At 37.6% G+C, this 14469-nt stretch carries 13 protein-coding genes; all 13 read right to left on the reverse strand.

The window, feature by feature from the left end; translation table 11 throughout:
- Nucleotides 1-53: 53 nt before the first annotated feature.
- Nucleotides 54-494 carry a prepilin-type N-terminal cleavage/methylation domain-containing protein gene (locus ACYT32_RS10610; RefSeq protein WP_395266196.1) on the reverse strand — a complete coding sequence of 147 codons (441 nt, stop codon included), beginning with the start codon at nt 492-494 and terminating at the stop codon, nt 54-56.
- Nucleotides 494-790 (reverse strand): competence type IV pilus major pilin ComGC, encoded by a 297-nt coding sequence (comGC, locus tag ACYT32_RS10615; RefSeq protein WP_395266197.1) that lies wholly within the window; start codon nt 788-790, stop codon nt 494-496. The genes ACYT32_RS10610 and comGC overlap by 1 nt, the downstream gene beginning before the upstream one ends.
- Nucleotides 790-1803 carry a type II secretion system F family protein gene (locus ACYT32_RS10620; protein WP_395266198.1) on the reverse strand — a complete coding sequence of 338 codons (1014 nt, stop codon included), beginning with the start codon at nt 1801-1803 and terminating at the stop codon, nt 790-792. The genes comGC and ACYT32_RS10620 overlap by 1 nt, the downstream gene beginning before the upstream one ends.
- Nucleotides 1784-2737 carry a competence type IV pilus ATPase ComGA gene (comGA, locus tag ACYT32_RS10625; protein WP_395266199.1) on the reverse strand — a complete coding sequence of 318 codons (954 nt, stop codon included), beginning with the start codon at nt 2735-2737 and terminating at the stop codon, nt 1784-1786. The genes ACYT32_RS10620 and comGA overlap by 20 nt, the downstream gene beginning before the upstream one ends.
- A gap of 74 nt (nt 2738-2811) precedes the next feature.
- On the reverse strand, nt 2812-3546 hold the full coding sequence (locus ACYT32_RS10630; protein ID WP_395266200.1) for a YebC/PmpR family DNA-binding transcriptional regulator: 735 nt from the start codon (nt 3544-3546) through the stop codon (nt 2812-2814).
- A gap of 155 nt (nt 3547-3701) precedes the next feature.
- Nucleotides 3702-4226 (reverse strand): VanZ family protein, encoded by a 525-nt coding sequence (locus ACYT32_RS10635; RefSeq protein WP_395266201.1) that lies wholly within the window; start codon nt 4224-4226, stop codon nt 3702-3704.
- Nucleotides 4227-4228: 2 nt separating this feature from the next.
- On the reverse strand, nt 4229-5821 hold the full coding sequence (locus tag ACYT32_RS10640; protein ID WP_395266202.1) for an APC family permease: 1593 nt from the start codon (nt 5819-5821) through the stop codon (nt 4229-4231).
- Between the two features lie 83 nt (nt 5822-5904).
- Complete coding sequence (gene glmS / locus ACYT32_RS10645) at nt 5905-7716, reverse strand: glutamine--fructose-6-phosphate transaminase (isomerizing) (RefSeq protein ID WP_395266225.1); 1812 nt, start codon at nt 7714-7716, stop codon at nt 5905-5907.
- A gap of 300 nt (nt 7717-8016) precedes the next feature.
- On the reverse strand, nt 8017-9369 hold the full coding sequence (glmM, locus tag ACYT32_RS10650; protein ID WP_395266203.1) for a phosphoglucosamine mutase: 1353 nt from the start codon (nt 9367-9369) through the stop codon (nt 8017-8019).
- Between the two features lie 20 nt (nt 9370-9389).
- Nucleotides 9390-10457, reverse strand: coding sequence for a CdaR family protein (locus ACYT32_RS10655; protein WP_395266204.1), 1068 nt, complete (start codon nt 10455-10457; stop codon nt 9390-9392).
- Nucleotides 10435-11298: a diadenylate cyclase CdaA gene (gene cdaA, locus ACYT32_RS10660; protein ID WP_395266205.1), complete on the reverse strand. Its 864-nt coding sequence runs from the start codon at nt 11296-11298 to the stop codon at nt 10435-10437. The genes ACYT32_RS10655 and cdaA overlap by 23 nt, the downstream gene beginning before the upstream one ends.
- Nucleotides 11299-11373: 75 nt before the next feature.
- On the reverse strand, nt 11374-13494 hold the full coding sequence (locus tag ACYT32_RS10665; protein ID WP_395266206.1) for a cation:proton antiporter: 2121 nt from the start codon (nt 13492-13494) through the stop codon (nt 11374-11376).
- A gap of 20 nt (nt 13495-13514) precedes the next feature.
- A complete protein-coding gene (murB, locus tag ACYT32_RS10670) occupies nt 13515-14414 on the reverse strand; it encodes a UDP-N-acetylmuramate dehydrogenase (protein WP_395266207.1) in 900 nt (299 codons plus the stop codon).
- Between the last annotated feature and the right edge of the window lie 55 nt (nt 14415-14469).

A 14469-nucleotide genomic window follows, 5' to 3' on the forward strand; every position in this document is an offset into this window, starting at 1 on the left:
TTATGATCAGTGAGATGAAAAAGGCTGTCAAAGACTCCAGCAATAAAAGCCCCTTACGTTTTAGATTCAAATATTTCACCCCATCCCATCTGCACTTTATAAATATACTTGTGATGAGTCAAACTCGATTCAAAAGTCCATGTGATTGGTCCTGATTGTCCAGAACTGTATACTTGATAGTTATTTTTTCCAATCAAGGTCAAAGTTTTCGGCAAAGTTCTTTCGTTATGACGTTCGAAACGGTTGTCACTAGCCGTGGTGTCAAAAATAATCCTGTTGTGATCAATGATGATTTTGGTAGCATGTTTTTTTAAGTAGCCTTGATTGTAAGCTGATTTGAGTGAGTTTTTGAACCATGCTAATGCGACTTGTTCTTCACATCTCGCTTGATAATCTTTCAAGTTATAGACAGCTAGACTAGTCAACGTGCAAAATATTCCTAAAGAAATGATGACTTCGAGTAAAGTGAAACCTGAATGTTTCAGACTTTTCATCAATTTTTCTCAGCCGCTGTTTCAGGAATTTTTAAGCTTTCAGCCTTTTCATATTGTTTATCAGAAATGTAGCCATCATCTTTTAATTGTTTTAAAGTTGGCACCGTTCCAGCATTATTACCCGCGTACATTTCTCGCTGGGTCTTAATCATGCTAACAAAAGCCTCATTGGATCGTTCGTCAGCCTTATTTTTTTCAGTCATTAGATTAGGAATCATAATTAACAGCAATAAAGAGATAATGAACAATACAATAACCATTTCGATCAATGTAAAAGCTTTATGAATTTTTTTCATTAAGACATTCCCCTCATCATTCCGTAAATTGGCAATAAAATCATCAAATAGGTGGCAATCACTACGATCGCAATCACACCAAATAAAACTGGTTGTATCATATTCAATATTTTCTTAAGTCCTTGGCTAGTTTCCTCAAACTTCAATTCTGCCAATAGTAATAAGTCGTCAGCCAATTGGGTGCCACTTTCACCAGCCTCTAATAAAACTCTCAATTGTTTGGGCAATAATATCTCCTCTTCAATCAAGTTCAAGAGTCCTTGACCATTCATGACATTATCGATGAAGCGGCTTGCTAAAAAGGCTTGAATCGAATCTTTTTGAAAGCGGTTATTAGATTCACAAATTTCATATAAATTCATCCCACTGGCCAATTGCATACCCAATCCTTGCAAAATAATAAACTGAAAAAAGTTCAGATAAATTTTGCCAACGAAAGGTAATTTCACAAGGATCTGGGCTCGCTGATATTCTGCTTTTTGATGCATTTTCCAACTAAAAATCACAAAGGCTATTCCTGTAAACAAAATAATGCCGAGCAGTAGTCCCAAAAATAAATCGATATTTTTTCCACCGCCAGCAACTTGTAATTGAGGAATTATAAATAACTTCATCCCCACTAGCATAGTTAGTAAAAAGGCTAGTATGAAACAAGGATAAATGAGTAATTCTTTCAACTTATTTTTCTGCTTGGTCTGCGTCTGCATCAACTGACCAGTCTGTTCAATCGCTAAGGCAATATTCCCATGCTCTTGTGCAATGATCAACTGATTGTAAATTACTGAAGGCAACTGTAAATGCTGCAAAGCTTGTGAAAGCATTTTTCCCGAATGCAGATCATTATTGATCCGTTCGAGGACTTTATTTTCCAAATCTAGTAAGCGCAAACAATTAATTGATTGACTTAGTGAAAAACCATTTCGAAGTAGTTTGCTAATTATCAGCAAATATTCAGCTTGTTGTGTTCTTTTGATTTTCTTAGCCGTAGAGAAATTATTGATAAGTTTCTTCATTTATTTGACCCATTTGATAAGAATTTTGTATCAAAGCTTTCCAGTTATCATCTTTCATATCATTGTCGATAAATGATTGTATCTGAGTGCTATTCATCGTATCGATAAATAACTTCAATTCATAATCAGTCGGTACTAATCTTTGATATGAAATACAGTTCACCGAATTAAGGATTTCCGTATCATTCACGCCAAATTGCCGCAATCTCTGCACAACGGAATACTTCGACTTACCATGAATAGTAGTCATGACTGTATAGCCACAAATGGCCGCCTGAATCGCTTGTTTAGCAGTCTGACTATCACGTATCTCACCAATGATCAAAACCTCCGGACGATGTCTTAAACTAGTTTTGATCAGTTCTTCATAAGTCATGCCAGCTTCATTATTAACTTGCAGCTGCAAAAAATTATCTTCAACGATTTCAATGGGATCTTCAATACACATTACCTTCTTAGTAAAACTAAGTTGTCGACCTAAAGCATACATTAAAGAAGTTTTTCCTGAACCCATCGGACCGGCAAAAATCATCATGCCCTTGCGTTGTGCCAGCGGCAGCAGTCCGGCAATAATATTTTCATCAATGGCGGAAGTCAACTCCGGGGGATAGATCAGTCGAACCACCATGGACTCACGATTCTTAAAATCACCTACTGAAGAAATCCGAATAAAAATACTGCGATTTTGAAAATTAAAATTAAACGCTCCCTTCTGCGCCCGTCGTCTTTCGGAAACATCCAAGCCCGAATTGAATTTCAAATAATTCATGATTGCTAAAGTTTCATCGATCGTTAAATCAGCTACGGTATAGTTTTGAATCGAATTGCGTGCCTCTAAATGATAAGAATTATTACGTGGAAAAAAATAAATATCAGAAATTTTATTAGTACAAGCTTCAGTTAATAAATTGTTAACCATTGTTTCTGCGGTCATATTTCAACCCCCTTTCAAAAAAAATTACGCAAAAAAAAAGACTATGGGCATCTGTCCATAGTCTTTTAAAAAAATTATTCTTCGTCATCATCTGCAGCAGCAGTATAAACTTCAGAAACATCTTCATCATCTTCCAATTGGTCGATCATGTGTTGGAATTGTTCCTTCTTTTCTTCTGGCACTGGAGTTGTGTTTTGAGGAATCATTGTTAATTCTGAATCAGCGAGTTCATAACCCTTTTCAATCAAACCATCACGTACAGCAGCAAATTCTTTTGCCTCTGTATAGATTTCATAAGCGTCATCAGATGTTTGAAGATCATCAGCACCTAAGTCCATGATGTCCATCAAAACTGTATCCTCATCTTGAGTGTTCTTTGTACGGTCGAGCACGATGTAACCTTTACGATCAAACATGTAAGCAACTGAACCACTTGAGCCCATGCTACCTCCGTTACGGGTAAATGCAACACGTACGGCAGAAGCAGTTCTGTTTTTGTTATCTGTTAAAGCCTCTACTAAGACTGCAACCCCACCTGGAGCGTAACCTTCGTATGTAACTTCATCATAATGTTCATCACTACCGCCATCAGCCTTGTCTAAGGCACGTTTAATGTTGTCCTTTGGCATATTGGCTGCACGAGCTTTATCTACTATTAAACGAAGGGCAGCATTATCGTTAGGATCGGAGCCACCCGCCTTAGCTGCCATGAATAACTCACGAGACAGCTTTTGGAAGATTTTACCACGCTTGGCATCTTGGGCACTTTTTCTACCTTGGATGTTATGCCATTTTGAATGTCCTGACATTTCTGTTTCCTTCTTTCATGAATATTGTAAACCGCATATTATTTTATCAAAGTAACCGTGTTATTTCAATATTTGTCGGGGAATTAACTTTTAAAAAAACGACATTTTTATGACTGTTGAAAAGATGGTCGCTGTTTTAATAATATTGTCTGGAATCAAGCTCTTTTCAATTTTTTATCGTGATACTTAAACACCAAAAATACAATCAAACTTACTAATAGTATCCCAGTCAATGCACCGGCACTATCCAAAATAACATCAATCACAGATGGAGTCCTTCCGCCAGTCAATCCTTGATGAAATTCATCAAATGCTGCCAAACCTGTAGTCACCATCCACGGAATAAAGATTCTCAAAAAGAGATTTTTCTTGAAGTACGTGAATAACGCCAAGCAGAGGCAAACACCCAATATTAAATAAATACCAAAATGAGCACCCTTGCGAATAAAGAATTCCACAAATTTATAATAACCGTCATTTTCAACCGATTGTACTTTGCCACCATAGGTAAAATGAATTCTGCTCAAACTATTATAAAACGGCTTGCCATGCATATATTTTTCTAAAAAAGGAACTGACGTCTGTTGTTTATAAGTCATTGATGAACTGTAAAACAAGATCAGTTCGATTAAAACAACTCCACCCCAAAACCATTTTTCTGTTCTTTTTAAATTAGTCATTATCATTCATCCCAATTAACTTTTGAATTAAGTTGTTTTGCGTCATCAAAATATCCAGAATAATAAGCTGAATTAATGGCCCAATAATACATCAAAGTTGAAAAAATAATTATTACCAAGAAATCAAACGGATAATGAATCAAATTGATTCCGCCAAAATCGTTGCTACCAACCCATGAAATCAAAGCTAATCCAAAAAGATGGACGATCAGCCATAAGCTAGCATAAAATTTTTCCTTAAATTCTTTGAATCCACGTCGAAAATCATACACAAAATAGATTGGTAAACCAACGATAATGATAATAATCACTTCAACTGTTGTCGGAAACATTGACCAATAAATTGCTAAGCTAATCAAATCAAATACAACTGGTGCTAAAAACTTCATTCCACGAATTTTGGTAGGACGTTTAAAATCAGGACCCATTCTCCGCAAACTTCCCGCTACGACTGGACCGGATAATAATGAGATCAAAGTTGAAGCTGCCACCACACGTGATAATAAAGCCCAATTTTTAAATAATACAATCAGTAAAAAACTAACCATAAAATCAACCATTAAAGCCACCCGAGGTGTGTTGTAACTATTATCAATCTTGCTCAATATTTTAGGTAAATGCTTATTCTTAGGCATGGAAGACAATGATTTGCTAGCTGAAGCTGAAAAAGCAATTCCACTACCGATCGGTGAAATGAAGGCTGCAAAATAAATCAGCGTTGATAACCAATAAATATTCAACAAAACTGCCAGATCAGCAAATGGAGAATTAAAACTAATTGCCGACCAACCATGGCTGATTATCGACTGAGGTAGCGAGCCAATAAAGACTACTTGTAAGGCAATATAGATCAAAGCACTGATTAATAGTGAATAGATGATTCCACGAGCAATATTTACTGCTGGCTTTAGAATATCATTACCTAAATTAATTACCGTCTGAAACGCCACATATGAGTAAATAATCCCCGCACTACCGATTGCTACGAAGATAGATGAGGTTCCATAAGGCATAAATTGTTGAAGATTCCCACCCAGATTGTGAATATCAAAATGAGCTGAAATCAATAATAACATCGTAATAACAGGAACTAATAATTTAAAAACCGAGATAAAGTTGTTAAATTTGGCCATAATTGTTACTGACCAATAATTAATAATGGTAAATATGAATATTAAGACCGTTGCCATGGCGATTCCACTGACGGTTAATTGACCATTTTCCATGAAACCATGAGTCCACTGGGCCCATTTCCAAGGCCAACTACTCATATATTGGGTCGAAGCAACGGCTTCTATGGGTAAAATAGCTAGTAAAGAGAGCCAATTAGCCCAAGAAAAGATATGTCCCAGGAGCGAACCATGGGTATACATCGTAAAACGACTCATCGCCCCGTCTTCTGGAAACATTGTTCCAATCTCAACGTAGACCATTGCAATCAAAGCCACCAAAATTGCGCCCAAGATCCAAGCAATAATGGCTGCCGGACCGGCAATTTTAGCAGCTTGACTGGAACCAAACATCCAACCAGAACCGATGATTGCACTCAATCCGAACATGATAGTTGAGAATAAATTCAATTTTTTAGAACGCATAAAAAACTCACCAATCTATATTTTTTACTAATAAAAAAAGCCTCTATTCAATATAGAGACTAATTAAAACACATTAAAATAGGTTACTCTACCGTAACACTTTTGGCAAGATTACGAGGTTTGTCGACATCATTGCCTCGAGCCAAACTTGCGTAATAAGCAATCAATTGAGCTGGCACTACACTGATGATTGGAGAAATCAATTCATCGATTTCAGGAATAATAATTTGATCGCCAGCTTCAGAGTATTTTTGACTAGCAATGACTAAAACATGTGCGCCACGAGCTTCAACTTCTTGAATATTACCACGTGTATGACTAGCACCCACACCATCATTTACATATGCAATAACTGGTGTATTGTGTTCGATCAAAGCAATCGTACCATGCTTCAATTCACCAGCGGCGAAGCCTTCAGCATGAATATACGAAATTTCCTTCAACTTCAAAGCAGCTTCAAGTGATAATGCATAGTCAATTCCACGGCCGATATAAAAGGCATCTTTTTGACCAGTGAGGAATTCATCAGTTAATTTTTTGATTTTATCTTTTTCATCAACAATCGTTTGAATACCGTTGGCAGCTAGAGCTAATTGTTTCTTAACATCAAATTCTTTAGCAGCTTCAACTCCTTTAGCCATACCTAAAGCCTTGGCAAGTACTGCTTCAACTGCAATCTGTGCCGTATAAGCTTTAGTTGAGGCTACAGCAATTTCTGGACCAGCTAACAATTCCATCGTGAAAGTGGCTTCTCTTGAAAGAGTCGAATTGGCAACATTAGTCATCGTTAAACTAGGCAATTTCTTTTCATTGACCTTAACTAAAACCTGACGACTATCAGCGGTTTCACCACTTTGGGATAGGAAAATAAAGAATGGTTTCTTAGAAAGTTTTGGCATATGGTAACCAAATTCGCTTCCCAATTCTACATCTACCGGGATATCAGCAACTTGTTCAAAAATATTTTTACCAACAAGGCCAGCATGATAACTCGTCCCAGCTGCTACAATATAAAGTCGGTCGGCTTCTTTCAAAGCTTCTAAGAGTTTTGGATCGACATCAATCGTTCCGTCGGCCTTTAAATAATGTTGGGAAATCTTTCTCATCACATTAGGTTGTTCGTCAACTTCTTTTAACATGTAGTGTTCGTAGGTACCTTTAGAAATATCGCTGGCATCAAGATCTACCGTGTATGGATCTCTTTGGACTGGTGTACCGTCAATTTTACTGATCTTGACAGCACCCTTTTCCAAAATGACAACTTCACCATCATGAATTTCTAAAAATTGATGAGTTTGATCAAGCATCGCCATAGCATCGGAACAAATAACATTGAAGCCTTTGCCAACACCAATCAACAGTGGGCTCTTGTTCTTTGCAACAAAAATTCGATCTGGTTGTTGCTTGTCGATCATAGCAAAAGCGTATGAACCTTCGATTAGACTCAAAGCCTTCCGGAAAGCTGCTTCGCCATCAAGTCCTTCTTTAGCAAAGTGATCAACCAATTGAACTGCAACTTCGGTATCAGTTTGACTATGGAATTTGACATCTGATAAATACTTTTCTTTAAGTTCTTCAAAGTTAGTTAAAACTCCATTGTGAACTAAGTAGAAACGATGATCTTCTGAAAAATGAGGATGAGCGTTGTCAACGGTTGGCTTACCATGTGTTGCCCATCTTGTATGACCAATACCAACTAAGCCTTGGACATCCTCTGAAACAGCGTTTTCTAATTTACTGATTTTACCAACTTCTTTAACCAAGAAGTCTTGACCAGCTTGATCATTGACATAAATCCCGGCTGAATCATAGCCACGATATTCCAATTTCTCTAATCCGTTTAATAAAATATCAGTAGTTTTATTATTTCCAATAACTCCAACAATTCCACACATATTAATCAATGCCTTTCTTAAATTGGTATAGTTCATTATTTTTAAAATGGTATAGTTCTTTTAGAACCATTTATCATCTTGCGACAATGACTAGAATACTAATATATCAGTTCTTTGTCAAGAAAAGATTAACATTTTCCAAAATTGGTACAGTTGGTATGTACCGATATAGACGATATGGTATATATACCATTAGAAAAAATAAATAAAAAAAAGAGATTGGGGCCTATTTTTCCCTCAATCTCTTTTAATTTATTCAATTGTATCTTTTCACTAGTTTTTTAACTAGTTTTTTGATTATTAATTTAATTCCTTTTTGACTACTTCAACAATTTGGTCACAGTAGGCATTGACTTTTTCCTCAGTTGAAGCTTCACACATGACACGTAATAGCGCTTGTGTACCACTAGGACGTACTAAGACACGACCATCGCCAGCCATTTCGTCTTCAACCGTCTTGATGACATCAAGAATAGGTTGGTGTTGATCCCATGAATTCTTATCAGCAACTGGAACATTGACAAGCTTTTGTGGATAAACTTTGACTGGAGCACCTAATTCTGCCAATGTCTTGCCAGTCTCTTTCATAACATGCAACAAATGGATTCCTGTTAGCATCCCGTCTCCAGTATTCATGTATTCATACAAGACGACGTGACCAGATTGTTCTCCACCGATGTTATAGTTATTCTCACGAATTTCTTCTACCACGTGACGATCACCCACAGCAGTTTGAACAGACTTCATTCCATTGGCTTCAATGGCCTTGTAAAGACCTAGGTTACTCATAACGGTAGTAACGATCGTATCTTTCTTCAAACGGCCACCATCGTGCAAATACTTACCGAGAATGAACATAATTTTATCGCCATCAACAATATTACCGTCTGCATCGACCGCAATACAACGATCACCGTCACCATCAAAGGCCAAACCAGCAATGGCATCAGATTCTTTAACTCGTTTAGCTAATTCTTCAGGATGTGTTGAACCGACATTCTTATTGATATTGATTCCATCAGGGTGTGAAGCCATGATTTCAAAGTCAACTCCAAGGTCGGCAAAGAGTGTACTTGCTAAACGACTAGTTGAACCATTTGCAGTATCCAAGACGATCTTCATACCACTTAAATCGTCAGACAAAGTTTGTTTCAAAAATTGAAGATACTTTTGAGCACCTTCTGGATAGTCAGAAACGCTACCTAATCCTTCAGCTGAAGGTCTTGGCAAAGTATCTTCTTTTGCATCAAGCAACTCCTCAATTTCATCTTCAACGTCATCAGGCAACTTGTAGCCATCTGAACCGAAGAACTTAATTCCGTTGTCTTCAGCGGGATTGTGTGAAGCTGAAATCATAATTCCTGCATCTGCAGAGACTGCTCTAATCAAGTATGCAACAGCTGGAGTTGTAATCACATCAAGGTTCAAAACCTCGATACCTACTGAAAGAAGTCCAGAAATTAAACTTGATTGTAACATTTGACCAGAAATTCTCGTATCTCTGGCAACTAGTACTCGTGGACGAGAGTCACTATTTTCGGAATGTTGTGTTAAGACATAACCACCAAAACGGCCTAACTTGAATGCTAACTCAGGACTCAACTCCTTATTAGCAATACCTCTTACTCCGTCAGTACCAAAATATTTTGTCATGAAAAACTACCCCCAGCGTATTATTGTTCGCTATTATTATCTTCAGTCGAGTTGTTATTCGACGAATTATTATTGTCTGTACTACTACTATTATCAGTATTAGTACTATTATTGCTTGAACTACTGCCGGATGAACTAGCAGTAATCGTCACAGTGATAGTTTCTGGATCCGTAAAGGCAACCTTACTTCCCAAAGCATTACCTAAATCAATTGACTTCTTGGTATTTCCGGTGACATCACTCACGTCGATTGGAATATCAACTGAATCATTGATTGCATCTATCTGATCCTGCGTCCCGAAAATTCTAATGCTTTTCACATCAGATTCAAGCGAGAAACTCGAATTATTAGAATTCCCCTGTTGTTTTAGGTTGATGGATACTTGTTTGCTTTGAATTGAAATTGGAATTTTAACGTGTACCGTTTGTGGATCCAATGTCACATTTACTGTTTTACCATTTTTATCGAGTGCTTGCACTAAAACTTCTTGATCAAAGGTCGATTTTATTCCTTTTGGCAAAATTGGTTTTACAATTACCTTATCAATTTTACTAATTTCTGACGAAGCACCAGTAACTGTCACAGTTTCAGGAGAAATATCAGTCTTTCCAGCCTCATAGCCGGTTGCTAATGACTCCTTATTGTAGTCCACTTGAACAGCAAATTTCTTAGTGACCCGATGTTGGATATTAACATCCACATACTTAGGTTTTATACTGTAGGTCAATTCGCTGTTTAAGCCTGATTCTTTGACTTGAACTCGGTGTTGACCGATTGATAAGTCTTTCAGATTTAAATACAAATTAAAGTTCTGGGTATTTTTGGTTGCGGTAACTAAAGCTGATGGTCCCTCGATGGTAATCTTTACGTTCTCAGGATAACCGGTAATGTAATACTTATTAACATCAGCCTGTAACTGTAAAGGTACGGTTAACGTAACTTTTTTCGTTACAGTTGAAATATTGGATTGATTAGTATCTCGAGTGGATCCTACACCGGGTGTGCTGACATAGAAGAATAACCACAGGGCGCAACCTAATGCGATGAGTGCAAAGAAATAATTACTATTGATTATTTTCTTTATCATCTTGCCCCTCCTTCTTCTTGCGACCGATCTTAAAGAAATCTAGCAAGGAATGATTTTCAGTTTCATTCGGATCCTTTAATTGTGCGTGAAGATATTTCAAGTAGTCTTCGCGTGAAAGATCAAGCATCATATGACCGTTTCTTGTGATCATTACGCCACCTGTCTCCTCAGAAACGACGATCGTAATTGCATCTGTCACTTCACTGATACCAACCGCAGCTCGATGTCTTGTCCCTAATTTCTTAGGAATCGTATTGCTTTCTGACAAAGGCAAGTATGCGGCCGCAACTGAAATCCGGTTATTCCGAATAATGACGGCTCCATCATGCAAAGGTGTATTAGGGATAAAAATATTAATCAACAAAGCGCCTGTAACTTCAGCATCTAGATCAATACCAGTCTCGACATATTCTTCCAAACCAGTATTCATCTCTAAAGTTATCAAAGCACCAATTCTACGCTTACTCATGTATTGAATCGCCTGATCTAAACTTTCAATCAGATGATTCTTTGTTTTGCCTTCTTCATTACTCGTTGAACTGAATAATGGCAGTCGTCCTAAATGTTCCAATCCACGACGAATTTCGGGCTGGAAAATTATCACGATCACAATAATTCCCCAATTGATCAACTGATCCATTAAGAAAGAAACTGTATGCAGGTTTAATGCCCAACTAACCATCTTGATTACAAAGATGATCACAATTCCTTTCAGAAGCTGGACCGCTTTTGTTCCTCGTAACATCGACAGAACTTTATACAGAAAATACCAGACTACTAGGATATCAACCAAGTTAGCCAAGTTCTGCCACGTAAATATATTGCTTGGTATAAAATTCATTTCTCTAGCTCCTTAGCAGTTCGAACTAATTATAACAAACAATAAAAATTATAAAAGTTCACCAAATTTGATATATCAATCAGTATCTATATTCAAAACTTCTTCACTATAATTAATATTTTGACGCAATTCATTCGCAGTATTCTTGCTAATTTTACCTTGCTCCAACATGTCCTGAACAAAAGCTCGCTGATAACTTAGAGCTTTCACTTCCAAAGCAACGCGTTCGCTATTGAATTGCGGTGATTGACCACGATATTTGCCTTGCAGTAACTCTAAACGATCCTCGTAATGACGTTGGAAAATGTACAACAGATTATCTGAAAAGCCAGCATTATCGGCTTGACTCAATTCTTTCAACTTAGCTAACGCTCTTTGCGCACCGCTTTTTGAAATCTTGATCATTTCTTGATTGATCTGACGTAAATTCTCATGCTTAACAGAGCGATAGACCCAGCGCCTGATTGTTAAGTAAGTTCTGCGAAAATATCCGATAAAGAACTCGACTGTCGCATTATAATTACGATGAACAATTTCCTTTTTATATTTAGAAATCTTGCGGCTGGCTTGATTATAGGCTTCAGTTGAAATCTCATGATTGGTATAGAGATCATCTAGTGCTTCTAATTCACAGTTGAAACAAATGTCCCACAGCTCAGCATCCTTTTTACCTTTAACATGGCGTTTGCTAATTTGGGTCACCGTTCCAAAGTTGCTACCGTTCATACTCAAATTACGAATATCAGATAAATATTCACCTATCACGGCTGAATATACCGAAACATCGCCATCGTCCATTTCCGAACGTAACTTTTTGACCGTTTTGTCTAAAACCACTCGGTTAGCTTCAGTTTGTGTCAACTCAACCGTATTGCCATCTGTCTGTTCATCATTATTTGATTCATCAGAAACAAAGGTATTCCCACGATAAGCAACCGGAGCGGTATTTTTAGTCATCAGTGGAATCAGAATCGTAGCACCTAACAAACTGTAAATAATCACTGCGCTTGCTAAGAACAACAATAAGGTTCTAGCGGGAAATGGTGCACCACCCTTAATCGTTAATGGCAGCGATAAAACACCAACCATCGTAACCGCTCCACGAACTCCAGAAATACCTGACATTAAGCAATCATCTAGCCGGGATTTCGACCATAGAACAATCTTTTCCCCTGCTGAGTTATTCCAAAAGGTTGCATACAAATAACTCCAACTGGCTCTGATCACGACTAGCATGATCCAAATAACCAACGCTAAAAAGGCCGCTCCGATGGTGTTGATATTATCGTTATGAACTAATTCTTCCATTGCAAAAGGAATTTCAATTCCCAACAAGACAAAGACAAAGCCGTTCAACACATACACCACCAGATTCCAAGTCCGAGAAGTGATCAGTTGAATTTCCGGAGTAAAACTACTGAAACTTCGGTTAGAAGAGATGTTCAATATTCCTGCAATCACAACCGCTACAACACCTGAGACTTTGAACAGATCTTCGGCAGCATAATAAATTATAAAAGGAATAATAATTTGAATAATGGCATGTAAAATTGAGTCGTCAACGCCTTGGTTCATCAAGTACAATCTGATTCCATTAAAAATCCAAATCATCACTGCACCAACTAAAGCACCTACGATTGAGATATAGAAAAAGTCCATTGTGGCATCTTTTAAGGAGAACATTCCTGTCACCGTAGCCGCGACTCCATATTTAAAGCAGATCAATCCCGAAGCGTCGTTGATCAAACTTTCGCCACTGATCAAATGCATCAATTTATCAGGAATGTGAGCTTTTTGGGCAATTGATTGAACCGCGATAGGATCAGTTGGCGACAATACTGCCACCAAAGTAAACGCAGTTGCCCAAGGTAGAGTCGGTAACAACCATTTTACAAAAACGCCACCCAAAAGCGTCGAAACAATTACTAAGACGATTGCATTTCCTAAGATAGGGCCCTTTAATTTCCACAATTCATTTTTAGGAAAATTATTTCCATCATTGAATAGGATCGGTGCAATAAAGGCAAGCAAAAACCACTCAGTGTTGACATATATCTTGACGTGAATAATTAATGCCGCCAAAACACCTGCCGATATCTGCAGCAGACTGGGTGGAATTGATACAAAGTAATGGCTAATTATATTGGCAACAATCAAAAGTGAAAGAATCAAAAGAATTGATTCAATTATTTCCACAGACATCACCTACCATTTCGTTATTTTTTTTCTTCACCAATAATACGAACTTCGGTTTGAAGTTCAACATCAAATTTCTCTTTGATCGTTTTCTGGATCAAATGAATTAAGTCTAAATAATCAGTTGCGGTGGCATGTTTAATATTAACGATAAAACCAGCATGCTTCATTGAAACTTGCGCTCCACCAATTATTTTACCTTGTAAACCAGCTTTAATGATCAATGGTCCCGTAAAGTGGCCTTTAGGACGCTTGAAGACACTTCCACAAGATGGATATTCAAGTGGTTGCTTGGAACGTCTCAACTCATTTAAACGATCCATTTCCTCTTGAATCGTAACTTTGTTGCCACGTTTCAAGGCGAACGTAGCGCTTATAACGATACCACCGTCGTCTTGAACGGTACTGTGACGGTAACTAAAATTCATATCCTCATGCGTCAAAGTAGTGATATGTCCATCCGGCAATAAGACTTCAGCTGACTCAAACACATCTTTAATCTCGCCACCATAGGCTCCGGCGTTCATGAAGACCGCTCCACCGACACTACCAGGAATACCAGCCGCAAACTCGATTCCGGTCAGACCAGCTTTTTGAGCAGCGATAGTAGTATTAATAATTGTTGCTCCAGCTTCGGCAGTCACTTTTGTCTCAGAAACCTCGATTCGATGGAAGTTAGGTAAAATAATCACGATTCCACGAATTCCACCATCTTTTATGATCAAATTACTGGCATTGCCAATTACCGTGATGGGAACTTGATTAGTTCTTGCAGTATCAACAATCTCAACCAATTCCTCACGTGTTTTTGGAAAGGCTAATACGTCAGCGGGTCCCCCAGTTTTCGTAAAGGTATACTTGCTGAGTGGTTCATCTAACTTAAATTCAATATTTGGTAATTTTTCAACTGGAAACTTCAATATTCATCATCCTTTTAACTACTTAGACTTACGTTTAATTTTATCACATAGTTAA

Source organism: Companilactobacillus sp. FL22-3, from assembly GCF_054881455.1.

Excerpts from the sequence above, each read along its gene's own strand:
- glmS (WP_395266225.1), bottom strand. The coding sequence starts at position 7,716 with ATGTGTGGAATTGTTGGAGTTATTGGAAATAATAAAACTACTGATATT.
- comGA (WP_395266199.1), bottom strand. The coding sequence starts at position 2,737 with ATGACCGCAGAAACAATGGTTAACAATTTATTAACTGAAGCTTGTACT.
- glmM (WP_395266203.1), bottom strand. The coding sequence starts at position 9,369 with ATGACAAAATATTTTGGTACTGACGGAGTAAGAGGTATTGCTAATAAG.
- comGC (WP_395266197.1), bottom strand. The coding sequence starts at position 790 with ATGAAAAAAATTCATAAAGCTTTTACATTGATCGAAATGGTTATTGTA.
- ACYT32_RS10620 (WP_395266198.1), bottom strand. The coding sequence starts at position 1,803 with ATGAAGAAACTTATCAATAATTTCTCTACGGCTAAGAAAATCAAAAGA.
- ACYT32_RS10610 (WP_395266196.1), bottom strand. The coding sequence starts at position 494 with ATGAAAAGTCTGAAACATTCAGGTTTCACTTTACTCGAAGTCATCATT.
- cdaA (WP_395266205.1), bottom strand. The coding sequence starts at position 11,298 with ATGAATTTTATACCAAGCAATATATTTACGTGGCAGAACTTGGCTAAC.
- ACYT32_RS10630 (WP_395266200.1), bottom strand. The coding sequence starts at position 3,546 with ATGTCAGGACATTCAAAATGGCATAACATCCAAGGTAGAAAAAGTGCC.
- ACYT32_RS10640 (WP_395266202.1), bottom strand. The coding sequence starts at position 5,821 with ATGCGTTCTAAAAAATTGAATTTATTCTCAACTATCATGTTCGGATTG.
- ACYT32_RS10635 (WP_395266201.1), bottom strand. The coding sequence starts at position 4,226 with ATGACTAATTTAAAAAGAACAGAAAAATGGTTTTGGGGTGGAGTTGTT.
- ACYT32_RS10655 (WP_395266204.1), bottom strand. The coding sequence starts at position 10,457 with ATGATAAAGAAAATAATCAATAGTAATTATTTCTTTGCACTCATCGCA.